At 53.2% G+C, this 25,010-nt stretch carries 28 protein-coding genes and 1 tRNA gene; 7 read left to right on the top strand and 22 right to left on the bottom strand.

Features of this window, described 5'->3' with window-relative positions; translation table 11 throughout:
* The first annotated feature begins 30 nt into the window (after positions 1-30).
* Both B9L21_RS01420 and B9L21_RS01415 read left to right on the top strand, forming a co-directional pair.
* On the top strand, positions 31-708 hold the full coding sequence (locus B9L21_RS01420) for an MgtC/SapB family protein (RefSeq protein ID WP_063164901.1): 678 nt from the start codon (positions 31-33) through the stop codon (positions 706-708).
* A gap of 69 nt (positions 709-777) precedes the next feature.
* Positions 778-850 (top strand) — tRNA-Ala (locus B9L21_RS01415).
* A gap of 167 nt (positions 851-1,017) precedes the next feature.
* On the opposite strand, the gene B9L21_RS01410 is transcribed toward B9L21_RS01415, so the two are convergent.
* Positions 1,018-2,193 carry a DnaD domain-containing protein gene (locus tag B9L21_RS01410; protein ID WP_063164900.1) on the bottom strand — a complete coding sequence of 392 codons (1,176 nt, stop codon included), beginning with the start codon at positions 2,191-2,193 and terminating at the stop codon, positions 1,018-1,020.
* A 378-nt stretch (positions 2,194-2,571) separates the two neighbouring features.
* Between B9L21_RS01410 and B9L21_RS01405 the strand changes: the two genes are divergently transcribed.
* Positions 2,572-3,504, top strand: a complete 933-nt coding sequence (locus B9L21_RS01405; protein WP_063164899.1) for a thermonuclease family protein — start codon at positions 2,572-2,574, stop codon at positions 3,502-3,504.
* Between the two features lie 149 nt (positions 3,505-3,653).
* On the opposite strand, the gene B9L21_RS01400 is transcribed toward B9L21_RS01405, so the two are convergent.
* From B9L21_RS01400 to B9L21_RS01380, 4 genes are all read right to left on the bottom strand, one after another.
* Positions 3,654-3,905, bottom strand: coding sequence for a hypothetical protein (locus B9L21_RS01400; protein WP_063164898.1), 252 nt, complete (start codon positions 3,903-3,905; stop codon positions 3,654-3,656).
* Positions 3,906-3,961: 56 nt separating this feature from the next.
* A complete protein-coding gene (locus B9L21_RS01395; protein WP_082816513.1) occupies positions 3,962-4,462 on the bottom strand; it encodes a GNAT family N-acetyltransferase in 501 nt (166 codons plus the stop codon).
* A gap of 304 nt (positions 4,463-4,766) precedes the next feature.
* On the bottom strand, positions 4,767-7,994 hold the full coding sequence (locus tag B9L21_RS01385) for an efflux RND transporter permease subunit (protein WP_063164897.1): 3,228 nt from the start codon (positions 7,992-7,994) through the stop codon (positions 4,767-4,769).
* Between the two features lie 288 nt (positions 7,995-8,282).
* On the bottom strand, positions 8,283-8,465 hold the full coding sequence (locus tag B9L21_RS01380) for an H-type small acid-soluble spore protein (protein ID WP_063164896.1): 183 nt from the start codon (positions 8,463-8,465) through the stop codon (positions 8,283-8,285).
* A gap of 114 nt (positions 8,466-8,579) precedes the next feature.
* On the opposite strand from B9L21_RS01380, the gene B9L21_RS01375 reads away from it, so the two are divergent.
* Complete coding sequence (locus B9L21_RS01375) at positions 8,580-9,575, top strand: potassium channel family protein (RefSeq protein WP_063164895.1); 996 nt, start codon at positions 8,580-8,582, stop codon at positions 9,573-9,575.
* On the opposite strand, the gene B9L21_RS01370 is transcribed toward B9L21_RS01375, so the two are convergent.
* Both B9L21_RS01370 and B9L21_RS01365 read right to left on the bottom strand, forming a co-directional pair.
* A complete protein-coding gene (locus B9L21_RS01370; RefSeq protein WP_063164894.1) occupies positions 9,572-9,976 on the bottom strand; it encodes a YugN-like family protein in 405 nt (134 codons plus the stop codon). The two genes, B9L21_RS01375 and B9L21_RS01370, sit on opposite strands and share 4 nt — an antisense overlap.
* A 311-nt stretch (positions 9,977-10,287) precedes the next feature.
* A complete protein-coding gene (locus B9L21_RS01365; RefSeq protein WP_063164893.1) occupies positions 10,288-11,637 on the bottom strand; it encodes a glucose-6-phosphate isomerase in 1,350 nt (449 codons plus the stop codon).
* Positions 11,638-11,708: 71 nt separating this feature from the next.
* Between B9L21_RS01365 and B9L21_RS17200 the strand changes: the two genes are divergently transcribed.
* Positions 11,709-11,894 (top strand): hypothetical protein, encoded by a 186-nt coding sequence (locus tag B9L21_RS17200; RefSeq protein WP_143424830.1) that lies wholly within the window; start codon positions 11,709-11,711, stop codon positions 11,892-11,894.
* A gap of 281 nt (positions 11,895-12,175) precedes the next feature.
* Here B9L21_RS17200 and B9L21_RS01360 read toward each other — a convergent pair whose 3' ends face one another.
* Positions 12,176-13,339 carry an iron-containing alcohol dehydrogenase gene (locus B9L21_RS01360; protein WP_063164891.1) on the bottom strand — a complete coding sequence of 388 codons (1,164 nt, stop codon included), beginning with the start codon at positions 13,337-13,339 and terminating at the stop codon, positions 12,176-12,178.
* A gap of 147 nt (positions 13,340-13,486) precedes the next feature.
* Between B9L21_RS01360 and B9L21_RS01355 the strand changes: the two genes are divergently transcribed.
* The gene (locus B9L21_RS01355; RefSeq protein ID WP_063164890.1) at positions 13,487-13,720 is read left to right on the top strand and encodes a DUF378 domain-containing protein; all 234 of its coding nucleotides are present in this window, start codon (positions 13,487-13,489) and stop codon (positions 13,718-13,720) included.
* A gap of 32 nt (positions 13,721-13,752) precedes the next feature.
* Here B9L21_RS01355 and yugI read toward each other — a convergent pair whose 3' ends face one another.
* The 4 genes from yugI to B9L21_RS01335 all read right to left on the bottom strand — a co-directional run bounded on the left by yugI (position 13,753) and on the right by B9L21_RS01335 (position 16,214).
* Positions 13,753-14,118, bottom strand: a complete 366-nt coding sequence (yugI, locus tag B9L21_RS01350) for a S1 domain-containing post-transcriptional regulator GSP13 (RefSeq protein ID WP_063164889.1) — start codon at positions 14,116-14,118, stop codon at positions 13,753-13,755.
* A gap of 104 nt (positions 14,119-14,222) precedes the next feature.
* Entirely contained in the window at positions 14,223-15,395 is a 1,173-nt protein-coding gene (locus B9L21_RS01345; protein WP_063164888.1) for an aminotransferase, read from the bottom strand.
* The gene (locus B9L21_RS01340) at positions 15,392-15,892 is read right to left on the bottom strand and encodes an Lrp/AsnC family transcriptional regulator (RefSeq protein ID WP_063164887.1); all 501 of its coding nucleotides are present in this window, start codon (positions 15,890-15,892) and stop codon (positions 15,392-15,394) included. The genes B9L21_RS01345 and B9L21_RS01340 overlap by 4 nt, the downstream gene beginning before the upstream one ends.
* 55 nt (positions 15,893-15,947) lie before the next feature.
* Complete coding sequence (locus tag B9L21_RS01335; protein ID WP_063164886.1) at positions 15,948-16,214, bottom strand: DUF1871 family protein; 267 nt, start codon at positions 16,212-16,214, stop codon at positions 15,948-15,950.
* Positions 16,215-16,297: 83 nt separating this feature from the next.
* Between B9L21_RS01335 and B9L21_RS01330 the strand changes: the two genes are divergently transcribed.
* Positions 16,298-17,458 carry a MalY/PatB family protein gene (locus B9L21_RS01330; RefSeq protein ID WP_063164885.1) on the top strand — a complete coding sequence of 387 codons (1,161 nt, stop codon included), beginning with the start codon at positions 16,298-16,300 and terminating at the stop codon, positions 17,456-17,458.
* A 144-nt stretch (positions 17,459-17,602) separates the two neighbouring features.
* Here B9L21_RS01330 and B9L21_RS01325 read toward each other — a convergent pair whose 3' ends face one another.
* The 10 genes from B9L21_RS01325 to B9L21_RS01280 all read right to left on the bottom strand — a co-directional run bounded on the left by B9L21_RS01325 (position 17,603) and on the right by B9L21_RS01280 (position 24,981).
* Entirely contained in the window at positions 17,603-18,085 is a 483-nt protein-coding gene (locus tag B9L21_RS01325; protein ID WP_409071377.1) for a superoxide dismutase family protein, read from the bottom strand.
* Positions 18,086-18,184: 99 nt separating this feature from the next.
* Complete coding sequence (locus B9L21_RS01320; protein WP_063164883.1) at positions 18,185-18,400, bottom strand: hypothetical protein; 216 nt, start codon at positions 18,398-18,400, stop codon at positions 18,185-18,187.
* Between the two features lie 74 nt (positions 18,401-18,474).
* On the bottom strand, positions 18,475-19,095 hold the full coding sequence (gene kapD, locus B9L21_RS01315; RefSeq protein WP_063164882.1) for a 3'-5' exonuclease KapD: 621 nt from the start codon (positions 19,093-19,095) through the stop codon (positions 18,475-18,477).
* Between the two features lie 166 nt (positions 19,096-19,261).
* Entirely contained in the window at positions 19,262-19,585 is a 324-nt protein-coding gene (gene mnhG / locus B9L21_RS01310; RefSeq protein ID WP_050368719.1) for a monovalent cation/H(+) antiporter subunit G, read from the bottom strand.
* 22 nt (positions 19,586-19,607) lie between these two features.
* A complete protein-coding gene (locus B9L21_RS01305; protein ID WP_063164881.1) occupies positions 19,608-19,889 on the bottom strand; it encodes a Na(+)/H(+) antiporter subunit F1 in 282 nt (93 codons plus the stop codon).
* Positions 19,886-20,362: a Na+/H+ antiporter subunit E gene (locus B9L21_RS01300; protein WP_063164880.1), complete on the bottom strand. Its 477-nt coding sequence runs from the start codon at positions 20,360-20,362 to the stop codon at positions 19,886-19,888. The genes B9L21_RS01305 and B9L21_RS01300 overlap by 4 nt, the downstream gene beginning before the upstream one ends.
* 6 nt (positions 20,363-20,368) lie before the next feature.
* Positions 20,369-21,841, bottom strand: coding sequence for a Na+/H+ antiporter subunit D (locus B9L21_RS01295; protein ID WP_063164879.1), 1,473 nt, complete (start codon positions 21,839-21,841; stop codon positions 20,369-20,371).
* Entirely contained in the window at positions 21,834-22,175 is a 342-nt protein-coding gene (locus B9L21_RS01290) for a Na(+)/H(+) antiporter subunit C (protein ID WP_033010707.1), read from the bottom strand. Before B9L21_RS01290 ends, B9L21_RS01295 begins: the two co-directional genes overlap by 8 nt.
* Positions 22,176-22,592 (bottom strand): Na(+)/H(+) antiporter subunit B, encoded by a 417-nt coding sequence (locus B9L21_RS01285; protein ID WP_063164878.1) that lies wholly within the window; start codon positions 22,590-22,592, stop codon positions 22,176-22,178.
* Positions 22,585-24,981 (bottom strand): Na+/H+ antiporter subunit A, encoded by a 2,397-nt coding sequence (locus B9L21_RS01280; RefSeq protein WP_063164877.1) that lies wholly within the window; start codon positions 24,979-24,981, stop codon positions 22,585-22,587. Before B9L21_RS01280 ends, B9L21_RS01285 begins: the two co-directional genes overlap by 8 nt.
* Positions 24,982-25,010: the final 29 nt, after the last annotated feature.

The following is a 25,010-nucleotide window of genomic DNA, read 5'->3' as shown; positions in this document are numbered from 1 at the left end:
TACTATTATATCACGAACGAGGTGAGAAAAATGATGTTTGATCCGTTCCTCAAATTAGGGATTTCAGCCGTCCTCGGGATGATCATCGGGCTGGAACGGGAATTGAAGCGAAAACCGGTTGGTTTGAAAACGTGCCTGGTCATCTCAATTTCCAGTTGCTTATTGACAATTGTCTCCATTGAATCAGCGTACGTCTTTCCGTCGAAAGACCATATTACCATGGATCCGCTCCGCCTCGCCGCCCAAATCGTATCCGGGGTCGGTTTTTTAGGAGCGGGCGTGATTTTGCGTCGTGGCAACGACAGCATCACCGGACTGACGACCGCTGCGATCATCTGGGGGGCGGCAGGCATCGGGGTGGCGGTCGGAGCAGGCTTTTATTGGGAATCGGCGTTTGGTGTCGCGCTTCTAATCGTTAGCGTCGAACTCATTCCATTTTTAATTAACTTTTTCGGGCCGAAGCAGCTGCGCGAAAAAGAAGTCCTGCTGCAAATTACGGTCGCCGACGGAAAAAACATTACGAAAGTGATCGATCATTTAAAACAGCAGCACATCAATATAAAAACGATACGCATCAAAGATGTGGAAGAAAACCAGCACTTATTGAAACTAAGGGCTGTCGTCGACCAACGGCGCTCGACCGCCGACATTTATTACGCCATCCACTCCATTGACGCGATCATTCATGTTGATATTGAAAGCGGCTGATAAAAAAAGATTGCAAACGCCCATCGATCTAGATATAATAGAGCATGGACAAATCATCCATATTCTTTTGGGGCATTAGCTCAGTTGGGAGAGCGTCGTGCTGGCAGCGCGAAGGTCACCGGTTCGAGCCCGGTATGCTCCATTCACCAACCCCTTGCGTGGCAAGGGGTTTTTGGTTTGACCGGGAAAGGTCTCACACCGAAACGCTTCGTCGACGAATCAGCGGCCGTAATCTCCCAACGAACGGCGGGCGGCAAAGTCACATGCAAGAGACGCCCGCCGCTCCCTTCATTCCATAGAGATCGTCGCTCAGGATGGTGCTTTATATTTTTTTAAGCGCTCCTCGAGCTCCCGGCGCGCTTGTTCGATGTCAAAGTCATCGTCTTCCGGCTGACTGTAGTCCATGTTCAGCCAATCCGGCACGATCTCTGTACGGATCGGCTTCCGCATCGTTCTGCTGCTCTCAGTTAAAGGCGAGGGAGACCGTTGGTTCACTCGCTGCTTCCGAAACGCAAGCCGTGCCGCCCGCACTTCGTCGATAGTGCGATACCCTTTTTCCGCCCAGTCGCGCAAGATCGTTTCGACGTACACCCATCGTTTCGCCCCGTTTTCCACCGCAATTTTTAACGCTTCTAAGACGAGTTCCTCGGACGTGTCATCTACCCACACATTGATTTTTTCCCGCAGATACCCTCCGATCGCCCCAAACCCGTTTTGCTCACAGAAACGAACAATCTCCTTGTAGGCGCGCACGCGCTCGCCGTCTTCTTTCTCTTCTCTTTTCCTTTCTGATGTGATCTCTGTCGTATTCTCTGGTATCGGTCTGTTCACATTGAGCACCCCGATGGACCCATTTGACGAGCTGGACGGCTCAATTTGAACAGATGATCGGGCGATTTCGTCCGTCAGCCGCCTGTTTTGGCCAGATGGGCCGTTGATTTCATCCATCGACCGCTCAGCTTGGACAGATGGACGGGCCCATTCATCGACGGATCGTCCAGGTAAAATAGGCAAATCGGCCACTTCAGCTGCGGGTCGCTCACGTTGAACCGATGAATAGGAAGCGGTTGCAAGGCGATCAAGAACGGTGGAACCGCTGTCCCCCGCTGGGCCGCCATTCGCCCCTGGTGGCTGTTCCTTTTGCCTGAATGGCGTTTTTTGCGTCCATTCGGCCAGTTGGTTGTAATCGATCCGATACCATTTCGTTTTATCGACTTTGGAGCGGTTAAAATTCGCCGAAACGATGATCCCGAGCTTTTCGAGCTTGGTGATGATGCGGCGAATCGTGCTTTCCGACCAAAACGGGAACTGCTCCTGCCAGTCGGCATACGTGTTGTACACCCATTTGTAGCCGTCGCGAATGTTTTCACTTTTCTCCAACCAATAATGCAGCTGTTGGACGATAATGCTTTCGTTCAACCCGATCGCCACGGCGAGCTGTGGCAAAATGATTAGCGGCTCGTCATCTAACAGCAATTTGGTCATCGTCCCTCTCCCCCTTGAAACAATAAATGAACAACTTGTTTGCAGCCAAATTTCTTTATGATCGTTCCATTTCTTTGATAAACTTTATTTCAAATGCCATCAAATTACTTAATGGCGCGACAACAGCAATTTTGGCCCGATTTCACGCTGAAAAACGCCAAAAATACGCACAAACTGGCTGAATATCCGTATAAAAGAACAAATCGGCATGTTCCATCATTTTCGTTGAGAGAGTGAATCGCATCCATTATGAAACCATACGGCAAAAACACACCAAAAACAGTTGCATATATGTTAACAGAGCAAATGGGGGCGTTTCGTTGCTTTCATCGCCTCTTTGCCGAAACAGCAACACCTTTTTCGAACGGAGGGAGAGCGTTGAAACAAACGGCGATTCTGTTTTTTTGCTTGATGATTCTATTTCCCGCTTCTGTTTTCGCCCACCCGGGCACATTGGATGAATTGGGCGGGCATTTCCGCAACAGCGACTGCACGTACTTGCTGCACAAACCGACCGCATTGGCGAAGCAGGCAAAAACGAAAGAAGAGCTAATCAAGCTCATTCAAACATACAACGGCAATGAACGATGCAAGCGGAACCTCACTCCGGAGCGGATTGACTTAGACGGCCATGCGCTTGGGGGAAACGAGGACGATGCTTCGCTGCGTCTGGGCCGGACATACGAAGCGGCATTGGTGGAGTGCGTGGACGGGGACACGGCCAAATTCCGTGTGAACGGCCACGTGTATACGACGCGCTTTTTGTTCATTGACACGCCGGAAAGCACGATCGAAGTCGAGCCGTACGGAAAAGAAGCGAGCCAGTTTACGTGCTCCCGCCTGCAACAAGGGAACATTGTGCTTGAAACAGATGGAAATACATTGTTTGACAAATACCAGCGGCTGCTCGCCTGGGTATGGGTCGACCACCGCCTGTTGCAAGAAGAGCTCGCTAAAGCCGGGCTAGTCGAGGACGTTTATGACTATGGCAATTATAAATATGAATCGCGCGTCCGCGAGGCGTACGAGGAAGCAAAGCGGAATGGCGTCGGCATGTACGGCGGGCGCTCCGTTGCAGGAAATGAAAGGGCTAGTTCGGAAACGAAGCGAGAATCAACATCGGACACGAAGCGGGAGGGAACGCCGAACACCGATCCACAAGCTGAAGAGGAGATGAACCAAACCGATCGTGCGCCTAGCCGTGAGCAAGAAGCATCCGCTTCCGAACGATCCGGGCATCCGATTCTTTACACGCTGCTCGGCGCGGCGGCGGCGGCAGCGGTGTATTGGCTCATCCGTCAGTTGAAATGATGATCGCGAATAAAAAAGGCCTGTCCCCATCGGACAGGTCTTTTTTGATGGAAAGCAAGGTTCCCTTAGCCGCTCGTTCCGTCACGCCTTGAAAGCAGCTTCCTCAACGATTTCCGCAAACGCTGCTTTTCCATGCCCGTTGTTTCTGGTCATTGCTTCGGAAGCAACTCTTCAATGCCGGCGTCCCCGCCAGCTATTCGCCCCGGTTCCGCCCCGAGCCGACGGAAGCCGTATTTTTCGAGGCGCATGATTTGCTCATCGGTCAATTCGGTGTATGCAATGACCGACGGTGTGCCGGACGATTTGTAAATCAAGTTGCCGGTCACCGGGCATTGAAACGCATCAGCGACAAATCCTTCCCCATCTTGGATGGTAAACAGCCGAATAGGCATCACGTTCATGTCATTCCCTCTTTCCTTACATCGTCATGATTATCACTGCCCGATCCATCACCATTTTATACGAGCCGCTTGCCGACGATGACTAAATCGCGTTCGATGCCATCAAGCTCAGCAATGCGCGGAAAATAGCCCCATCGTTCAAACCCGAAGCGGGAAAAAAGCCGCAAGCTTGGCTCATTATGGGCAAAAATAAAGCCGAGCAGCGTCTTCATCCCAAGCGCCGGCGCCTTGTCGACCGCTTGCTTGAGCAGCTTCGTTCCCAACCCTTGGCCGCGGTGCGATTCGGCAATATAAATGCTCACCTCGGCCGTATGGCGGTACGCCGGCCGGCCGTAAAACGATTGGAAACTGAGCCAGGCGCAAATCTCGCCGCCATCTTCCACCACCCAGAGCGGCCGATGGTGAGGATCATGCGCTTCAAACCACGCTTCCCGGCTTTCCACCGACACCGGCTCCAAATCCGCCGTCACCATCCGGCTTGGGATCGTTTCGTTATAAATGCGGACAATGTGCGGCAAATCCGCCGCCGTTGCATCACGAATCAACCATCGTTCCATCCTGCATCTCCACCTTTTTTCCATAAGCATTTCGTTTCCAAAAGCGGAAACAGCGGGAGTATAATCATAACGATGCACAGGGAAAGAAAGGGGAAAAACATGAAACGCCAGCTCGTTGTATATCTTGTTTCGCTCGCCGCGTTTCTCGGCCCGTTTCCCCAAACGATTTACACTCCTATTTTACCAGAAGTGAGGGCCGCGTTCGCGACTTCTTCTTTTTTGATCAACTTGACGATTTTGATTTTCACCTTTTTCCTTGCGGCGAGCATCGCCACCCTCTGCGGCATCAAGACGCGAGCGCCTGTCACTCGCTTCTTGAAGCTCCTTTTTTCTTCCATTTCATCAATGTCTCATAAACGATCGGGACGATGATGAGCGTTAAAAGGGTAGAACTTGTCAATCCACCGATGACGGTCACGCCGAGTCCTTTGGAAATCAACGCCCCGCCTTCCATTCCAAACGCGAGCGGGAGCAACGCGCCGACAGTCGCAATGGCTGTCATTAAGATCGGGCGCAAGCGCGTCCCGGCCGCTTCCAAAAGCGCTTCGCGCGTCGACAGTCCGTCGCGTTCTTTATGAATGACGCGGTCAATCAAAACGATGGCGTTCGTGACCACGATGCCAATCAACATCAACATACCGATCAGCGCTGAAATGCTGATGGTTTCGTCAGCAATAAACAGAGCCAGGAGCGCACCAATGACGGTAAACGGCAGCGAGAACAAAATCGCAAACGGCGCCAACCCGCCGCCAAACGTGACGACAAGCACAAAATAGACGATCGCTACGGCGGCGAGCATCGCGAGCCCGAGCTGGGTGAACGCCTCTTCGATATCTTCGGTGACTCCTCCCATGTGGATATCGACATTGGATGGAACGCGCAGCTTGTCGATGGCCTTTTGCACGTCCGCCGACACAGCGGCGACGTCTTTCGTTTTCACTTCCGCCGACACGCTCGCGTATACCCGGCCGTCATAGCGTTGAATTTCGCTGTACGTATGCCCTTTTTTCAACTCGGCCACATCTTCAATCGGCACTTGGATACCAAGCGGCGACACAATCGTTTTCTTCATCAAATCACGAATATCATCGTATTGCTCTTTTTCAGCCGCAATGTAGACGTTGAGGTCTTCCCCATCTTGCTTGACCGTCGCAATCGCTTGGCGCTCGCCATTCTCGGACAACGCTGCGGCGATTTGCGCAGCAGTCAGTCCGAATTCACTTAATTTTTTCTGGTCGGCGACAAGCGCATATTCTTCAAACCGGGCGGACATGCTTGTTTTCACATTCGTCAGCTCATCATGATCGCGCAAAATGTCCGCTACGTTCTCCACAATCGGCTCGATCTCTTCCATTCGATCTCCATACACGTTAAGCTCAATCACATTGGATGCCCCGGTGCCGGAAACGTCCTGGCTTTGCCATTCCCCTTTGTCTCCGCGCTCACCAAGCGCCTTCATCACTTTTTCCTTCTCTTCGGCAAAATTTTCCACATCGGGGTCATACTCGACATAAAACAGCGCGGCATTGTCCTGACCCGGGTTCATCGGGTTGTCCCCGCCGACAGACAGTTGAATGTTCTTTACCCCTTCGCGCTTCTTGAAAAACGCCTCCACTTCTTTCGCGATGCGTTCCACTTGATCCACCGTTTGTCCCGGTGCAGGACTGTACGTGGCAACGATCATTTTTTGCTCATCGGACGGCAAGAAGCTGACCCCGACATACGGGACGAGGAACAAACTTGCGACAAGCAATAACACCGCTGCGCCGCTCACAATGAGTTTATGATCCAACGACCAACGGAGCACCGTTTTATACCAAGACGCCAGGATGCTTTTTCGTTCCTTGGCCCGGGCGCGTTTCGCGGCCACGCCGTTGCCAAACAGCCAGTGAGCCAGCGCCGGAACAACAGTGACAGCGACAATCAGCGAGGCGAGCAGCGCAAACACGATCGTCAGCGCAAACGGCAAAAACAATTCACCGACCATCCCTTTGACCAATCCGAGCGGCAAAAAGACGGCCACCGTTACAATCGTCGACGACGCGATCGGGATAAACATTTCTTTCGTCGCCGAGACGATCAGCTCTTTTCCCGTGAGCGGTTCATCCGGCAATGTCATGCGTCGGTAAATGTTTTCCACCACAACGATCGAATCGTCGATGACACGGCCGATCGCCACCGTCATGGCGCCAAGCGTCATGAGATTGAGCGTAATATCCATCTCATGCAGCAGCAAAATCGCCATCAGCAACGACAGCGGAATCGACACGATGGAAATCAACGTCGTGCGGACGTTACGCAAAAACAGGAAAATGACAGCGACTGCAAACAGCGCGCCAAACACCGCTTTGTCCACCATCGTGTTCACCGAATCTTCAATCGGCTTCCCTTGGTCAAACACGGTGATGATGCGCAACCCGTCATAGCGCTTCTCAAGATCTTTAATTTTTTCCTTGACGGCGTTAACGACGGTGACTGTATTGGCATCTTGCGCTTTCACGATTTGCACGCCGATTGACGGTTCACCGTTCGTCCGCGAAATCGATTCCGCTTTGGCGACGACTTCCACCTCAGCAAGCTCGCGCAGCGGAACAGAAGGAATGGCCACAGATCCGCCCGCTTGGCCGAACGCGCCGTTTCCCGCTCCTCCCGTCATCTGCCCTTGCCGGCCGGAAGCGGCACCTTGCGTTTGGGACGTTGCTCCTTGACCTGCCGTCATTCCTTGCATGTGACCGGCTGCCCCCATTCCTCCGCCGCCTGTCATCGCTGACTGTTCTGCTCCCGTAGCAGGGGCGATCGGGATGCGGAGCGCTTTTAAATCATCGACCGTGACGATGCGCCCGTCAATGACGACCGATTTTTCCGCATCGCCAAACGTGTACAGCCCGAGCGGAAGCGAAACGGCGGAAGCTTGAATGACGTTGATGACCGATTGTTCAGTCAGCCCGTACTGCCGCAACTTCTGTTCATCGAACCGAATGGTCACTTCTTGCGTTTGCTGGCCGGCGACTTCCACCGAATCGACGCCGTCGATGCCCTCTAGCTCCGGAACGACATGACGCTCAACCGTTTCCGTCAGCTCGGCCAACGATACATTTGGATGGGTGATGCTTACGGAGATGACCGGAAAAGCGGAAAAGCTAATGCGCGAAACGTCTGGCTCCTGCGCCCCATCAGGCAGCTTCAGATGACTGAGCGCCTCCTTCACTTCGTTTTGTGCTTTTTCCATGTCCTTGTCGAACTCATATTCAATTTGCACAAACGATGCATGTTGAAAGGAAGAGGAACGGACAACCGCGACGCCGTCCAAATGTTCCACCCGCTGTTCAATCGGCTCCGTCACCTTCTTGGCCACTTCTTCCGGCGTCGCCCCCGGATAGACCGTCGAGACGGAGATGAACGGAACGTTAATGTTCGGGATCGTTTCAAGCTTCATGTTCATTCCCGAATACAACCCGGCCACAGTAACAATGATCGTCAAAATCCAAACGGCGAGCTGATTATTGAGCGAAAACTGAATGACTTTCCTCACGCGCTTCTCCCCTTTACTCTTTACTGACTTCATAGTCACAAACTATATGTTAATGACCAAATAGTCAGATGTCAACAGTCCGCTCTTAAACAATACCGCATCGCGGACAATACTATTTGCAAAGAAAGGCAAAGGAGACCGGCGGCAAAGACTGATTCACCCGCTCACGCCCAGAAGCAGGGGCTTCTCGATTGAAAATGATAAAAAAGTGCCCTGTTACAAGTCAGGACACTTTCAGAACATCGAAGGCCGAGGGGCGCTGTTGCCTTCCGCCGTCGAGCCGCTCTTTCACTTTTCCTCCAGTTCCGCCACCGGCACGTCCCGGCGCTCATTGAGCCGGCCGTCGCGCAAATGGACGGTCGCCATTTGTTTTTCTTCGTCATACCCGTCAATCCAAACCGATACCCCGTTGTAATACACCGGGATATCTGCAGGGGATGAAACGATTTGTTTCACACGGTTCATGTCCATCAGTCATTGTCTCCTTTCCGTGATGTTCCGTTTCCTAGTATGGCAAGGAACAGGAATGTTTATGCAAAAACCGTCCACACTAAAGAGGGAATCAGTGAAAAGAGGGATGGATGGATGAAAACGAAAGATGTGCTTGCCTCCTATTGGCGGATGCCGGTCGTTCTCCGTTTGTTTGCCGCGGCCAGCGCCATGATCGTATTGTTTGGCGCCCTCATGCGCCTGATTGAACCAGAGACGTTCCGCACGGTCTTTGATGGCATTTGGTGGGCGATTGTCACGGCGGCGACGATCGGCTATGGCGATATCGTTCCGAAAACGGTCGGGGGAAAGCTCGCCGCCATCGTGCTCATTGCCCTTGGCACCGGAATTATCACTGCTTATTTCGCTTCGATATCGGCGGCAGCCGCTGCCCGGGAAACGGCGCTCACGAGCGGACAGCTTCCGTATGCAGAGCGAGGCCACGCTATCATTGTCGGCTGGAATGAGCGGGCGCGCGAGGTGTTGCTCCGCCTGGCGCAGCGCGACCCGTCGCTCCGCTTTGTGCTCATTGATGCGACCGTGCCGTCCCACCCGTTGCCGAACGTTCCGGTTCATTTTATTAAAGGGGCGGCACACGATGACGCAGTGCTCGAGATGGCCAATATCGGCCACGCCCGGTTTGTGCTCATTACCGCCGACCCGCATAAAGCGGAAGAGGAAGCCGATAAAGATACGATTGTCACGCTGCTTGCTGCCAAAAGCCTTAACCCGTCGGTGTACGCCATCGTGGAAATTTTGACCGGCCGCAACGTCCAAAACGCCTTTCGCGCCGGGGCGGATGAGGTGATCCAAACGAACTTATTGGCGGGCACCGCGATGGCGGCCAGCCTTCGCTCGCCGGGAATCGCCGGCGCGATCGAGAGGATGCTCGGCCGGTTTGGGGAACAAACGCTGCGCCTTCTCGCCCCGGACGAACGACAAATCGGCCAGCCGTTCGCCGCTGTCCAGCTGCTGCTGCTCGAGCAAAATATCACGCTACTTGGCGTCATCCGCGGAGATAATGGGAACCTTGCCGTTTTGCCGCAGCGCCCGATCGAAAAAAACGATCGCCTGTTCGTGTTTGTTCCTTAATCGAGCAGGCGGCGCTCCAGCTCTTGAACGAGCGCCTTGCCGACGGAAATATATGGCTCTGGAACGGTCGCGTCCGGGTCTTGCGGTTCGGCAAACTGGTTGAACGCCGCTCCCGCATTGCCGACATCGGCGAAATCATCAATGCCGCGCTGATATTTATGTGCAAGCAAAAACGGACGCCCGAGCTCGACCGTTGTGCCATGCGAATCGAGCTGCCCGTCGACCGCTTGAAACGGCACGCGCAAAAATTGGTAGCCTAAATGATCCGCGATTTTATAGTCAAAATAGCCGTGATCATAATCCCAGCCGCCGCCGATCGCATACCCGAGCGGCTTGAGTGTTTGCTCCAGCTGATGCAACGAAAACTGCTTTCCTTCCAACCGTGATGGAATTTCAATCATGCACAACCCCTCCTTCCCTTTTATCGTTTCCCGTTTGGCGGCAATTATTTGCCCAACCGCCGAGAAGGAACACAACGTCACGGAGAACCCTTTGGCGATCCTTGGCGCCATAGAAGGAATGCAGCCTTCACCGCTTCGATCATCCGCCTTAACCGAACGCCGGAGGCATGGACAACAAGCGAACGGAGCACAAAGACAAAAAAACGCCTCTTCCCCCGACTAAGGGAGAAGAGACGTTTTTCGATTCACTCTGGAAAATGCGTCCAACATCGGCCGGACATGTCGTGAAAAAGCGCTTGACCATCCTTTTGTTATTTCAACCGTTTCTCTAGCTCCTCTTTCAGCGCTTCGTAGCCCGGTTTGCCTAAAAGGGCGAACATGTTTTTCTTGTACGCCTCCACGCCCGGCTGGTCAAACGGGTTGACCCCGAGCAAATAGCCGCTCATGGCGCACGCTTTTTCAAAGAAGTAAACGAGGTAGCCGAACGTATATTCATCGAGCTTCGGCAACGTGACGACCAAATTCGGCACGCCGCCGTCCGTATGGGCGAGAAGCGTCCCTTCGAACGCTTTCGTGTTGACGAAGTCGACCGTTTGGCCGGCTAAATAGTTCAGGCCGTCAAGGTCGTTTTCCTCTGCTTCGATGACCAGTTCATGGCGCGGCTCTTCAAGTTTCAACACCGTTTCAAACAAGTCGCGGCGCCCTTCTTGAATGTATTGGCCGAGCGAATGCAAGTCGGTCGAGAAGTCGGCGGAAGCCGGATAAATGCCTTTTTGGTCTTTCCCTTCGCTTTCGCCGAACAGCTGCTTCCACCATTCGGCGAAATAGTGCAACGCCGGTTCGTAGTTGACGAGCAGTTCGATCGTTTTCCCTTTGTTGTACAAAATGTTGCGGATAGCCGCGTATTGGTAAGCGGCGTTTTCGTCAAGCTCCGAGCGGCTGAAGTCTTCGCGCGCCTTGGCCGCCCCTTCCATCATCGCGTCGATGTCCGCGCCGCTGGCGGCAATCGGCAGCAGCCCGACCGCTGTCAGCACCGAATAGCGGCCGCCGATGTCGTCCGGAATGACGAACGTTTCGTACCCTTCCTCCTCAGCGAGCGTCCGCAAGGCGCCGCGCTGGCTGTCGGTCGTCGCGTAAATGCGGCGGCGCGCTTCTGCTTTGCCGTATTTGTTCTCAAGCAGCTTGCGGAAAATACGGAAGGCGATCGCCGGCTCAGTCGTCGTCCCCGATTTGGAAATGACGTTGATCGAAAAATCTTTTCCTTCGAGAAAATCGATGACATCTTTCATATACGTCGAGCTGATGTTGTTGCCGACAAAAATGATTTGCGGCGTGTTCCGCTTCTCTTTCGGCAAAGCGTTGTAAAACGAATGGTGCAGCATCTCAATCGCCGCGCGCGCCCCGAGGTACGAACCGCCGATGCCGATGACAAGAAGGACATCGGAGTCGGATTGAATGGTTTTCGCCGCCTGCTTGATGCGGGCGAATTCGTCTTTGTCATAGTCGACCGGCCAGTCGAGCCACCCTAAAAAGTCGCTGCCGGTGCCGGTTTTTTCATGGAGCGAATGATGCGCGACTTTCACCGCATCGCGCAAGTATGTAAGCTCATGTTCGCCAAAAAAGGCGAGCGCTTTGGAATAATCGAAACGAATATGGGTCATTCCATTCCGCCTCCCCTTCAAGAATCATTGCCTTCTTTCACTTTAGCCGAACGGACAAGGGAAATCAAGCGATGCCGTTAGGCGAAAGCGGATTCAATTCCGACAATTTTCGCCGGGCCATAGCGGCTTTCTCCGGCGGCCAACGGGCAGGAGAGCGCCGCTTCGTCCAAGGGCGGCGCGGCGGTCTTCACCGAGGCGGAGCTGCCATCGTTGGGCACAGGCATGGGGTTGCCAATCGAGTAGGAGAGGGTGACTAACCCTCGTCCTCTCACACCACCGTACGTACCGTTCGGTATACGGCGGTTCCATTAAGTCTGACGCAGAGATTCATATCGTTGATAAAGACTCTTCAGCCCTTGGGGAAGTTTGCCGCCCGCTTCCTTCAGATTCTGCGTCGCCGCAGACACCCTTGCGTTAAGCTAACTGCTACTTCTGCCTTCGCAGTTCGGGACTTTCACCCTATAGACTGCACCCATGCCGGGCGCACTCGAAAAAGCCGGCCTGGCAGTCACATCCGCCGGCCGGCTTTGAAGGCTTCTTATAAGGACGCGCGCAAAATGGAAAGCACATCGTCACGGTTGAGCGTTTTGAAATGGCCGAACTCACCGAACGCCATCGCTTTATCCGCCATCAGCTCGAGATGTTCCTCGCCGATGCCATAATCGGCCAATCGCGACGGCGCCCCGAGGCTCGACCAAAACGCGCGCAGCCGCTCGATGCCCTCCAGCGCCACGTCGCGTTCCGCTTTGCCCGTCGGGTCGACGTCAAAGACGCGCACCGCCAGCTGGGCGAAACGGCTGACGTTTTCATCAAGCACATGCTTCATCCAGTTCGGAAACAAAATGGCCAATCCCCCGGCATGCGGGATATCGTACACGGCGGAGACGGCGTGCTCGATGTTGTGCGTCGCCCAATCGCCGCGCACGCCCATTTGCAAAAAGCCGTTTAAGGCGATCGTGCCGGAGTACATGATCGTTTCGCGCAGCTCATAGTTCTCCAAATCATTGACGAGTTTCGGCGCCGCCTCGATGACCGTTTTTAACACCGCCTCGCACATCCGGTCTTGCAGCGGCGTGTTCGGCGTATGATGGAAATATTGCTCAAACACGTGCGACATCATATCGACGATGCCGTAAACGGTATGATCTTTCGGCACCGTCATCGTGTATGTCGGGTCCAAAATCGAAAATTGCGGGAATGTCACCGGGCTGCCCCAGCCGTATTTTTCTTTCGTCTCCCAGTTCGTGATCACCGAGCCGGCGTTCATTTCCGAGCCGGTTGCCGCCAGCGTCAGAACCGTTCCAAACGGCAGCGCGTCGGTGACGGCCGCTTTTTTCGTAATGAACTCCCACGGGTCGCCATCAAATTTCGCGCCGGCTGCGATCGCTTTCGTACAGTCGATCACGCTGCCGCCGCCAACGGCAAGCAAAAACTCAATCCCTTCGCGCTTGCAAATGTCCACCCCTTTTCTGACGGTGGAAAGGCGCGGGTTCGGCTCAACGCCGGGCAGTTCGACGACTTCGGCGCCAATGTCCGTCAATCGGCCGATCACTTCATCATACAGCCCGCTTCGTTTAATGCTGCCGCCCCCATAGACAAGCAGCACCTTTTTGCCGTACTGCGGCACTTCTTCTTTCAGCTGTTCAATTTGCCCTCTCCCGAAAATGAGTTTCGTCGGATTGCGAAACGTAAAGTTTTGCATATGTATCCCCCTCCTTTTGTTTCTATTATGGCGATGCCCGCTACGGTTGTAAAGCCGTACGCTTCGGCGGCAAATTATGCATATTTTTTGCGGCTATGACTCATCCTACAAATGAATGAAAGAAAATTCCCAAAGGAGGCGTACATGATGGGAGCATGGCAGCGCATTGCCTTATTGTTAACGATCATTGGTGCCATCAACTGGGGACTGATTGGATTTTTTCAATTTGATCTAGTTGCCGCCATTTTCGGCGGCCAAGATTCGGTCTGGTCGCGCATTATTTACAGCCTTGTCGGCATCGCCGGCCTCGTCAACTTAGCGCTGCTGTTCAAGCCGACCGAAGAGCTTGAGCGCGCCGAGCCAAAAGCGACGCGCACATAACGCGAGACACTCACCGCTTGGCGGTGGGTGTCTTATTTTTTCGGTAAATCCTCTTTCTTCGACTGCTCAATCCATTCGCGCAGCTTTTCTTTTAACGGACGAAAGCCGGACTCAAGCGGCATTTTCATGCGCGCCTGGCGCTTTTCCCTCTCTCCGCCCGGCTCGAGCGCCTTTAAAGATAGGCTCGCCCGCCCTGCCTTATAGTCGACATCGAGCACTTTGACGGTCACTTCGTCACCGATCTGGACATAATCGCGCACATCTTTCACAAACTGGTGGGAAATTTCCGAAATATGAATGAGCCCTTGCATGCCGTCCTCAAGTTGGACGAACGCGCCATATGGCTGGATGCCTGTCACCTTCCCTTTCACAATCGCTCCTCGTTTCATCGTTGGCAAGCAAAACACTCCTATTGTTAGTTTTATCTATGTTTTTGTATTATAACATAACCGGAAGGGAAAACCCAAAAAAAGATGTCCCGCCCATGGCGGAACATCATCGGTTACAGGCGCGCCAAAAACCGCTTCATCCGTTTAATGGCTTCCTGCAGCTGCTCGAGCGATGAAGCGTACGAGCAGCGGATATAGCCTTCCCCGCTGGCGCCAAAGACATTGCCCGGAACAACGGCCACTTTTTCTTCCAAAAGCAGCCGCTCGGCAAACTGTTCGGACGTCAAGCCGGTATGGCGAATGGACGGGAACGCGTAAAACGCCCCGCCCGGCAGGTGGCAAGGCAACCCGATTTCATTCAGCGCGGCGACAAAATAGTTGCGCCGCCGCCGATAGCTGTTGCGCATATGTTCGACCTCGTGCTCCCCGTTGCGGAGCGCTTCAAGGGCGCCGTATTGCGCCATCGTCGGCGCACACATCATCGCATATTGATGGATTTTCAGCATCGCCTGCAAAATGTCTTGCGGCGCGGCCGCAAAGCCGAGCCGCCAGCCGGTCATCGCAAACCCTTTCGAGAAGCCGGAAATTAAAATCGTCCGTTCGCGCATGCCGGGAACGGCGGCCATGCTTGTATACTCTCCTTCATACGTGAGCTCGGCGTAAATTTCGTCGGCAATGACAAGGAAATCATGCCGCTCCGCCAGGCGGGCGAGCGCGTCGAGTTCGGACGGGCGAAGCACCGTTCCGGTCGGATTGTTCGGCGAACAAATGATTACGGCCTTCGTCCGCTCGGTGATCGCTTGTTCGATGCGCGCCGGCGCGAGCTGAAACCCGTCGGCGCCGGACGCATGAACAGCCACCGGCGTCCCGCCGGCAAGCACCACAAGCGGTTCATAAGCGACAAAGCCCGGTTCCACCACGATCACTTCATCACCTGGATTGACGATCGCCCTTAGCGCCAAATCAATCGCCTGGCTCGCCCCAACTGTTACCAAAATTTCCGCTTCCGGACGGTATTCGACATGAAACTTGCGGCGCAAGTAGGCGGCGATTTCTTGGCGCAGCTCGAACAGCCCGGCGTTCGCGGTATAGGACGTATAGCCTTGCTCGAGCGACAAAATGCTCGCCTCGCGGATGCTCCAAGATGTGACAAAGTCCGGCTCGCCGACGCCGAGGGAAACGACGTCGTCAAGGCTTGAGGCGAGGTCGAAAAACCGGCGGATGCCGGACGGCTTCAAGCCCGCGACCGTTTCCGACACATACGTTTTTCTCGTGTGCGGCTTCATGGCGCCACCACGATGCGGCGATCTTGATCTCCTTGGTCAAAGATGATGCCGTCATGTTTATATTTTTTCAAGATGAAATGGGTGGTCGTCGAAATGACGGAATCAAGCGTTGACAGTTTTTCGGAAACGAACTGGGCGACGTCCGCCATCGACCGCCCTTCAATGACGACCGACAAATCATAAGCACCGGACATTAAATACACCGATTTCACTTCAGGAAAACGGTAAATGCGCTCCGCCACCTCATCAAAACCGACGCCGCGCTTCGGGGTCACTTTCACATCGATCATCGCCGTCACCCCTTCATGGCCGTCCGCCTTCCGCCAATCGACAAGCGCCGTATATTGGACGATCACGTTTGCCTCCTCCAGCTTTTTGACGAGCGCCTCTGTTTCTTCGACGGGCAACTCGATCATTTTCGCCAGCACATCGATCGGCGTCCGCGCATCTTTTTCCAATATTTCGATAATTTCAAGCTCTTTATCGCTCAGTTTCACAGAACATCCCTCCACTTGAACGGTTTCGCTAAGCCGGCAGCCCGTCTGATCAACGTCATGCCGGGAACGAACAAGACGCCGTTCGTTTCAGTTCGAGCAGCCGGCTGGCAAGTTGTAGGCAATCGCGAAAAGGAATTGCCGCGTCAAACGCGAATTCATATATGGACAGAATGCGAGCAGCGAGCGCGCGGGCATCATCCGTATCATATACGGCCTGAAGCACGTCGATCGCCTCCACCTCGTACGCGTCGTTTCCGTAACCGAACGGATCCCAGGCGCGAATGGTGTCAAGAAGCAGCCGGTTCAACGGTTGTCCGTTCATGCGCCGCCATCCACCTTCTTTCTTGATGTATGATATAACCAATTATAAGCCATCGATCAAAAAAAAAGAAGGGAGAACATGCGATGTTTTCGTTTGACCAAGTCATCGACCGCCGAGGGACGCAGTCGGTGAAATGGGATGATACGAAGCGGGTGTTTGGGTATGAAGATGTATGGCCGATGTGGGTGGCCGATATGGATTTTCCGGCTCCTAAAGCGGTGCAAGACGCGCTGCAAGCGCGAATCGAACACGGGATTTTTGGTTACACCGTCATTCCTGATTCGTTGAACGAGGCGGTGTGCGAATGGCTTCAGCGCCGCCACGGGTGGAGCATCGACCCGGGTTGGCTCACGTTTGCCCACGGTGTCGTGCCGGCGGTCGCCGCTGCCATTGAGGCGTTTTCCGAGCCGGGAGAGCGCATCGTTGTCTTTTCCCCGGTTTACCGGCCGCTGTTTGATCTCGTCCGCCGCCACGGCCGCGCGCTTGTGTTTAGCCCCCTTCGCTTGACGGAAGACAATTATGTCATCGACTGGGATGACTTGGAGCGGAACCTGTCCGGAGCAAAGCTGCTCATTCTTTGCCACCCGCATAACCCGGGCGGCAAATCGTGGAGAACAGAAGAACTCGAACGGCTCGGGGAGCTGTGTCTGAAGCACGGCGTCTTCGTCCTTTCCGACGAAATTCACGCCGATTTGACGTTCCCGCCGCATCGGCATGTGCCGTTCGCTTCGCTCCATCCGGAGTTGGCAAGACAAAGCGCCACGTTCCGGGCGCCGACGAAAACATTCAATCTCGCCGGCTTGCAGGCGGCCGAGGCGATCATCCCTGACGAGCCGCGGCGCCGGGCGTTCCGCCGCGTCCAACAGCGGCAAGGGTTTTTCACGCTCAGCCCGTTTGCCGTTGTCGGAGCGGAGGCGGCTTACCGCCATGGCGGGCCGTGGCTTGACGCCTTGCTTGCGTATTTGCAGCAAAACATCGACGCCACTGTCTCCTATTTGGCGGCCGAGCTTCCAGCCCTCCGCCCCATCCGCCCGGAAGCGACGTATCTCGTCTGGATCGATGCCCGCGGCCTCGGTCTTTCTGAAGCCGAACTCAAAAAACAGCTTCTGGAAAAAGGGAAAATCGCTGTTGAGTTCGGCAGCAAATTCGGACAGGAAGGAAACGGCTTTATCCGTCTGAACGTCGCCTGTCCGCGCCCGACGCTTGAGGAAGGGCTGCGGCGGCTAGTGAGCGCGCTGCGCTAAATCACGTCCATCCAGCATAGGACACGGTGGTCATTTTTTCGGTCCACCCCATCAAAAAAAGGTGTCCCGTTGCTGATTTGGGACACCTTTTGCCATTCAAGCCGGGAAGCTCCCGCTTCGAAACATGAATGCAAACGGGAGCGTTTACGATGATTTAATTTCCCCACAGGCGATGCGTCCGCCCGCATCCCCCGCCGGTTGGGTCATGCCGTCGTCCTTCTTCGCATGAATGACGATCGACGTTCCGTCTTTTGTCAGCAGTGACCCTTTTTCCCCTTCCCGTAACGTCACGTTTGGCGCCGTCAGTTCAACGTTGACCGTGCCGTCGTCTTTGACAATAATGTTCGGCAAATCACCGGCATGCGCGCCTTCCGGGTGGAGAAGCCCGTGCTTTTTCCCATCGGGATTGTAATGCCCGCCGGCCGATTGAAAATCGGGCGGTTCGCAGCTCCCTTTTTCATGAATATGAATGGCACGCTCTCCCGGCGGAAGCCCTTCTAGGTCGAGTTTCAACCGAACCCCTTCCGCCTGTTCCGTCAACTCAATGGTGCCAATCGGATCGCTGTCCGCATTGATCATCTCCACCGTCCGGCTCGTGCCGTCCTCTTGGCCGCAGCCCGCTAACATGAGCGCCGCAGCCAAAAGGATCCCATATTTTCCGTACAACACAACACTCCCCCCAGCATGGCAGATGTTACCTGCCATTATTGCCAAGGAAAGACGAATTTATACATCCGGCGTCCGACCGGACTCGTCCGTTTTCCCGAGCAACTCCTGCTCGAGCCGTTTTGCTTCCTTCTCTTGGCGCCGCGAAATGACAAGGATAAGCCGCATCGTCAGCACGGCGATGAGAAAAAACACTGCAAATGAAATGGCTGCAGGAATATACTCACGCTTATCTTCCGGAAAGTATAAAAATAAATTGAGCACCCATGGCCACATTGCACAAACAACCTTTCTGCCTCGAAATCGTCCATTCCCATTATAGCACAAAAAAACTGCCGCCAATGCAGCAGCTATAAAGCGAATTTTTTCCGCAGCTGGGTGAAATCGATCCGCTCCCCGATCGTCGTGGGCTTCGTCTTCGCCAAATATTTTTTATCGTTTTCAACGAGCCGGAAAATCGTATACGCGGTAAATGCGTCATCGAGCGCGCAATGGGCTTTTCCAATCCCTTCGTTCCCGTACTCTTGTACGGCCTTGCGCAATCCGGTTTGGTTTTTGTTTCCAAAAAAACGTTTATACTCCATCGCCAAATCGCGGTGTTCGCCGGTGAACGGAAACTCCACCCGCGCCGACTGGCAGTTTTCCCGAAGCACTTTCATATCCATGCTTCCCCATGTCACGACCGTCGTCGGGCGCTCGCGGTCATATTGCCGAAGCAAGGAAACAAGTTCATAAAAACTCATTCCGCGGTCGATTTGTTCTTGAGTGATATTGAGAAATGACTTGCATCGGTCGGTGAGCTGCGGAAAACGGAGCGGTTTCACATAAGCGGAAAACTGGCTCACAATTTGCTCGTCAACGACCGCGACAAGGCCCACTTCGATAATTTCCGGATAAAACCTATCCGGGGTCGTTTTCGTCTCCGGCATCGTAAATTCAAAATCGAGAAACAAATATTGCGGGACGTCCATCGTCGCTTCCCCCCTTTCTGACGCACAGCCACAGTCCGTCTTACTATTATTATATCACGGGAAAGCGATTGTTTATTTCTTTTTTCAGAAAATGGCGAAAAAGGGGCGGATGCCGTGAAAACGGAGTGGCCTGGAGAAACCGAAAGGACATCCCGCTATTTCTTCTCTACTTTGCGCTTTTCGTTCTATTCTCTCTCCGTTCGGCCAAATCGTCGCGAACCGTCCCTTCCCACGGTCGAACGCCGGAGTAGTATGCCGCACGGCTAATCAAATGAGCCGACACCGGGGATGTTAAAAACAGAAAGACAATAGCCAACAACAAACGGGAATTGAAATGATCGTGCTTCAACCAAAAGTAAAATAACGTCCCCATTAAGATGAAAATCATCCCTAGCGTCGTGCTTTTGCTAATGGCATGGCTTCTCGTATAGACGTCGGGAAGACGGAGGACGCCGATGGCCGAAATCAATGTTAACAGCGCACCAGCCATGACGAACAACACGATCAACCCATCAATGATTTCCGTCACGTTCAATCACAACCCCTTTTTGCAAAAACTTGGCAAACGCCGCCGTGCCAAGAAACGCCAAAATTCCAATCAGCAAAATAATTTCTAAAAACACGCTCGTCTCCAACAAGATCGACAGCACCGCCACAATGCCTGCCAGACAAATCCCGATCGCGTCAAGCGCAATGACCCGATCCGCGACGGTCGGTCCTTTGACGACCCGATAAACGAAACAGCCAATGGCGAGCGACAAAAGAGCGAGGGCGATATAGAACATCACGGTCATCGGCTCACCTCCAAAATCGTTTTTTCAAACGATGTCTTGATTTGCCGGACCACTTCATCCACATCCGGAGCATCAATCGTATGAATATAAATCTCTTTCTTGTCATCAGAGACGTCGATCACAAACGTCCCGGGCGTCAACGTAATCAAGTTGGATAACAGCGTAATTTCCCAGTCTTTTTTCACTTCGAGCGGAAGGGCGAAGATGCAAGGCTTCATGTTCAGCGACGGGGAAAGAACAATCTTCAAAACAGCCCAGTTGGCCAACAACAATTCTTTGATGAAAATGAGCGTCAGCTTTCCAATCACAAACAACGGGACGACATAAAACGTTGTCGAAAAATATCTTCGCAGCACAAAAAGGATGCCTAAACCAAGGAGATATCCAATGACAAACGATGATCCGCTAAACGAATCAGCAAGAAACATCCAAACGAATGCCAATATCACGTTGAGCAGCAATTGTTGCGCCATTTGCCTCTACTCCTTCAGCACGGACTCAATATACATTGACGGATCCGCCAACGTCGCCGCCGCCTGGGCGATATATGGACGAACAAATTCGGCCCCGACGCCGTATAAAACGGCCAAGGAAAGAAGCGCGACAATCGGCACATACAGCGGGGCGACTCGTTTTTGCTCATACCCGCGCGCTTCTCCCCAACAAGATTGAATAAAAATTTTCATCACCGAATAAAGCACAAGCAAGCTGGATAATAACACAACCAGCGCGAACAGAAGCTGTCCTTTTTCAAACGCCGCCCGAATAATGAGCGCTTTTCCGATAAACCCGCTGAACGGAGGAATGCCGCTTAGCGCAAGAGCGGAAAGGAATACGGTCCAGCTAAGCAGTGGATACGAACCGAGCAGTCCGCTGAACCGCCCGAGTTGATTCGTTCCCGCGACATACGCAATCGCCCCGACAATGAAAAAGAGCGCCGTTTTCATGACCATGTCTTGCAGCAAGTAAAAGATCGTGCCTTCCATACTTTCTTCTGTCATTAACGAAATGCCAAACGCCATCACACCGATGGCCGCCACAATGTTATAAATGGCGATTTGCCGCATATCGCGGTAAGCCACGGCGCCAATGACGCCAAACACAACGGTCGCGATCGCCAACCACGCTAAAATCGTATGCGTATAGCCGACATCTTGACGGAAAATGAGCGAGAAAGTGCGCAAGATCGAATACACACCGACTTTTGTCAACAAGCCGCCAAACAACGCAAGCACAGCTGACGGCGGAGCGGAATAAGCCCCCGGCATCCAAACATAAAACGGAAACAACGCCCCCTTTAACCCAAAGACAATGAGAAAAAGCAAGCAAATGACCGTCAATACAGCAGTGTTGTCTGCTTGAGAAATCCGTACGGCTAAGTGCGCCATATTCAATGTGCCGGTCACGGCGTACAAATAGCCGACGGCGATGACAAACAACGCTGATGAAAACACGTTGATCACCATATATTTCATCGTTTCCTGAAGCTGGATTTTCGTACCGCCATGAACGAGGAGCGCATACGATGACATGAGCATCACTTCATAAAACACGAATAAGTTAAAAATATCCCCTGTCGTAAACGCCCCGTTCACTCCAACAATGAGAAACTGAAAAAAAACATAGTAGTACATGGACGCCTGCTTCGCGTCAATCGTGAAAAAGGAATACAGCAGGCAGGCGAGCGCGATCACGCTCGTTGTCAACACCAACAGCGCTGAAAGCATGTCGGAGACGAGCGTAATCCCAAACGGCGCCGGCCAGTTTCCGACGTCGAGCTTTTGCATCCCTTCATGGTCGACAAGACGCACAAGCCAAGCGCCCGCAGCGATGAGCGCCCCTGCTGACACGAGGGAAATCATTTTTTGCGCTCTCAATGATTTCACGCAAAACATCAAGAGAACTGCTGTCGTCAATGGAATCGCAATCGGAAAAATTACGGCATTAGTCATGGTCTTCCTTTCCCCTCATCCGTTCAATGTTGTCCGTCCCGATCTCCTGATAAGAACGATACGCCAAAACGAGCAAAAACGCCGTGACCCCAAAGCTAATGACAATCGCCGTCAAAATCAGCGCCTGCGGAACAGGGTCGACATAGTGTTCCGCCTGCACGTCAAGCAGCGGCGGCGCTCCTTTTTTCAATCCTCCCATCGTCAATAACAGCAAGTGCGCTCCATGGCTTAACAATCCCGTGCCGATAATGATCCGAAGCAAACTTTTGCTTAACATTAAGTACGTAGCGCCGGCAAACAAACAGCCGATGACAATAATCATGACGACTTCCATTTATTCTTCCTCTCCTATCGTTTCGATAATCGTCATGGTGACCCCGACAACGACCAAATACACTCCTAAGTCAAACAAGACGGCCGTATGGAGCGACACATCCCCAAGCAGCGGCAGCATGACATGGCCGTGGGCGTGCGTTAAAAACGGGACATTGAAGACTAAGCCGCCAAGACCTGTTCCTAAGGCAAACAACAGCCCGATGCCAATGAGCGTGCGATACGAAACCGGGATCATCGACCGGACGGTTTTGATGTCAAACGCCAGCAGCAGCAAAATAATGGCGCCGGCGGTAACGAGGCCGGCAATGAATCCGCCGCCTGGATAATAGTGGCCGGCAAAAAAAAGCTGAATCCCAAATAAAATGATCATAAACGTGACAACGGCCGTTACCGTGCGCAAAATGAGCTCATTCATATTTGCCGCTCTCCCCTTTCGGAGCTTTCAGCTTCACTAAAGCGTAAATGCCGAGCGCCGCGATCGCCAGCACACAAATTTCAAAAAGTGTATCAAATCCGCGGAAGTCGACTAAGATCACGTTGACAATATTTTTTCCAGCCGCTTTTTCATACGCGTTTTCAATATGGTATTGAGCAATCGAGGCAAAGTTTTTCTCACTGTACGCCAACAAGGCGATCGCGCTGACCAACGCGCCGACTCCGAGCGAAATAAGAGCGTTCCCAAGCCGGAATCGCACGCCTTTCTCATGGCGGCTAAGCTTCGGCAAGTGATAAAAACAGAGCAAAAACAGCGCGACGGAAATCGTTTCAATGACGAGCTGCGTCAACGCCAAATCAGGCGCCCGGAACAACACAAAGAAAAGCGACACCGTATAGCCGACCGAACCTAACGCGATAATCGCCACAAGACGTGATTTGGCCGCCACAGTCGTCGCCGTTCCGATCAAGGCGACCAACGCCAACATCAGTTCATGGATGCCCACTTCCGCTAAATGGCTTAGCGAGAGCCTTCCATCTACTTTCAAAGCGATCGTTGCGATAAGCAATGCGATCATCGCGGACAAAATATACAAGAAATACGTCCGAACATACCCGGTCATGTAACGGCTTGTCAGCGAATACGACCGCTCTTCCATTTGCCGCACGACCGTGTCATATAAGTGATTCAGTGAAAGCCGCCGCGAAAAAACACCGTATACGCGCTTCCATGAATCAAACGTCCGATACAGCCACACGCCAAGAACAATCACTCCGATCGTCATCCACACTTCAATCGTCCATCCGTGCCAATGACTAATGTGCACGGAAAGCCCCTCTTGGCGGAACACGCCGTTGACGACAGCATCGACCGCCGGAGCAATCACCGTGTTGGACAACACATTCGGAAACAGTCCAAAGCCGATGACAAGAACGGCCAAAACGACCGGCGCCACAAGCATCCCCACCGGGGCTTCATGCGGCTGTTTCGGCCATTCGGAAGGCTTCGGAGCACCAAGAAACGTTTTCCCAACAAAAAGAAGGCTGTACAAAAAGGTGAACACGCTGCCCACCCAAGCGAGCACCGGAAACAAGATCCCCCACACATCAAGCGACAACCATTGGGCGTTCGCCACTTGCACCATCGCCGCAAAAAACATTTCTTTGCTTAAAAATCCGTTAAACGGAGGCACACCCGCCATCGACAACGAACCGATGACCGCAACCGTAAACGTGATGGGCATGACGCTGAGCAACCCGCCAAGACGCCGGATATCCCGCGTCCCGGTCTCATGATCGACAATGCCGGCCGCCATAAACAAGCTTCCTTTAAACGTCGCGTGGTTGATTAAGTGAAACACCGCTGCCACCACGGCCGCCATATATAAACGGCGGTCGCCCGGATCGCCATGAAAGGCCAGCGCCCCGGCGCCAAGCAGCGACATAATCAACCCGAGCTGGCTCACCGTCGAATAGGCGAGCAACCCTTTCAAATCCGTCTGACGGGCGGCATGAAATGACGCCCAGCAAAGCGTCGCCATTCCAATCCCTATCACAAGCCAAACCCATAACGAAGAAACAGCAAAAATCGGGGTGAAGCGAGCCACTAAATAAATGCCGGCTTTCACCATGGTGGCCGAATGCAAATACGCGCTGACCGGGGTGGGTGCTTCCATCGCGTCCGGAAGCCAAATGTAAAACGGAAACTGCGCGGATTTCGTAAACGCGCCAAGCAAAATCAAGAGCATCGCCGGCACAAACAACGGATGCTGCGGCCACGCATCCGCCATAGCCATCCAATCGCGAATGCTGTACGACCCTCCGCTCATGACCGAAAGCAATAAAAATCCCCCAAGCAGAGACAGCCCGCCAAGCACGGTGATGAGCATCGATTTTTGTGCCCCGTATCGGGAACGTTCACGCTCATTCCAGTAGCCAATCAACAAAAAGGAGGAAAACGATGTCAATTCCCAAAACAGATAGAGCGCCATGGCGTTGTCCGAAAGAACGACGCCAAGCATCGCTCCCATAAACAAAAGCAAATACACGTAAAAGTGCCCAAGTTTTTCCTTTTCCTTCGGCAAATAATAAATCGAATACAGCACGACAAGAGAGCCGATCCCTGTGATTAGCAGCGAAAAGAGCAGCCCTAACCCATCCATATAGACTTGAAAATCCATTCCGAGAGACGGAATCCAAGGGATCGTTTGTCCGTAAGGTTCAAGCGGGAGATGTTGAACGAAATACAAAAACAATAAAACCGGTAATGGGAGCACAAACCAGCCGGTATGGAGCGGGCGCACATATTTATACAAAAACGGAACGAATAAAGCAAAAATCAGTGGTGAGACCATTGCCAAGTTTAACATGAACCATCCTCCTTCCCTATTGTTTCCCC

It is taken from the genome of Geobacillus uzenensis (assembly GCF_002217665.1).
Lineage (GTDB): Bacteria > Bacillota > Bacilli > Bacillales > Anoxybacillaceae > Geobacillus > Geobacillus subterraneus.
Note: the sequence above shows the minus strand (reverse complement) of the source record. Positions and strands in the feature narration are given on the sequence as shown.

Excerpts from the sequence above, each read along its gene's own strand:
- B9L21_RS01420 (WP_063164901.1), top strand. The coding sequence starts at position 31 with ATGATGTTTGATCCGTTCCTCAAATTAGGGATTTCAGCCGTCCTCGGG.
- B9L21_RS01410 (WP_063164900.1), bottom strand. The coding sequence starts at position 2,193 with ATGACCAAATTGCTGTTAGATGACGAGCCGCTAATCATTTTGCCACAG.
- B9L21_RS01400 (WP_063164898.1), bottom strand. The coding sequence starts at position 3,905 with ATGAACGTGATGCCTATTCGGCTGTTTACCATCCAAGATGGGGAAGGA.
- B9L21_RS01395 (WP_082816513.1), bottom strand. The coding sequence starts at position 4,462 with ATGGAACGATGGTTGATTCGTGATGCAACGGCGGCGGATTTGCCGCAC.
- B9L21_RS01380 (WP_063164896.1), bottom strand. The coding sequence starts at position 8,465 with ATGGACATGAACCGTGTGAAACAAATCGTTTCATCCCCTGCAGATATC.
- B9L21_RS01375 (WP_063164895.1), top strand. The coding sequence starts at position 8,580 with ATGAAAACGAAAGATGTGCTTGCCTCCTATTGGCGGATGCCGGTCGTT.
- B9L21_RS01370 (WP_063164894.1), bottom strand. The coding sequence starts at position 9,976 with ATGATTGAAATTCCATCACGGTTGGAAGGAAAGCAGTTTTCGTTGCAT.
- B9L21_RS01365 (WP_063164893.1), bottom strand. The coding sequence starts at position 11,637 with ATGACCCATATTCGTTTCGATTATTCCAAAGCGCTCGCCTTTTTTGGC.
- B9L21_RS17200 (WP_143424830.1), top strand. The coding sequence starts at position 11,709 with ATGCCGTTAGGCGAAAGCGGATTCAATTCCGACAATTTTCGCCGGGCC.
- B9L21_RS01360 (WP_063164891.1), bottom strand. The coding sequence starts at position 13,339 with ATGCAAAACTTTACGTTTCGCAATCCGACGAAACTCATTTTCGGGAGA.
- B9L21_RS01355 (WP_063164890.1), top strand. The coding sequence starts at position 13,487 with ATGGGAGCATGGCAGCGCATTGCCTTATTGTTAACGATCATTGGTGCC.
- B9L21_RS01345 (WP_063164888.1), bottom strand. The coding sequence starts at position 15,395 with ATGAAGCCGCACACGAGAAAAACGTATGTGTCGGAAACGGTCGCGGGC.
- B9L21_RS01335 (WP_063164886.1), bottom strand. The coding sequence starts at position 16,214 with ATGAACGGACAACCGTTGAACCGGCTGCTTCTTGACACCATTCGCGCC.
- B9L21_RS01330 (WP_063164885.1), top strand. The coding sequence starts at position 16,298 with ATGTTTTCGTTTGACCAAGTCATCGACCGCCGAGGGACGCAGTCGGTG.
- B9L21_RS01325 (WP_409071377.1), bottom strand. The coding sequence starts at position 18,085 with ATGTTAGCGGGCTGCGGCCAAGAGGACGGCACGAGCCGGACGGTGGAG.
- B9L21_RS01320 (WP_063164883.1), bottom strand. The coding sequence starts at position 18,400 with ATGTGGCCATGGGTGCTCAATTTATTTTTATACTTTCCGGAAGATAAG.
- kapD (WP_063164882.1), bottom strand. The coding sequence starts at position 19,095 with ATGGACGTCCCGCAATATTTGTTTCTCGATTTTGAATTTACGATGCCG.
- mnhG (WP_050368719.1), bottom strand. The coding sequence starts at position 19,585 with ATGGCTGGTGCGCTGTTAACATTGATTTCGGCCATCGGCGTCCTCCGT.
- B9L21_RS01305 (WP_063164881.1), bottom strand. The coding sequence starts at position 19,889 with ATGACCGTGATGTTCTATATCGCCCTCGCTCTTTTGTCGCTCGCCATT.
- B9L21_RS01300 (WP_063164880.1), bottom strand. The coding sequence starts at position 20,362 with ATGGCGCAACAATTGCTGCTCAACGTGATATTGGCATTCGTTTGGATG.
- B9L21_RS01295 (WP_063164879.1), bottom strand. The coding sequence starts at position 21,841 with ATGACTAATGCCGTAATTTTTCCGATTGCGATTCCATTGACGACAGCA.
- B9L21_RS01290 (WP_033010707.1), bottom strand. The coding sequence starts at position 22,175 with ATGGAAGTCGTCATGATTATTGTCATCGGCTGTTTGTTTGCCGGCGCT.
- B9L21_RS01285 (WP_063164878.1), bottom strand. The coding sequence starts at position 22,592 with ATGAATGAGCTCATTTTGCGCACGGTAACGGCCGTTGTCACGTTTATG.
- B9L21_RS01280 (WP_063164877.1), bottom strand. The coding sequence starts at position 24,981 with ATGTTAAACTTGGCAATGGTCTCACCACTGATTTTTGCTTTATTCGTT.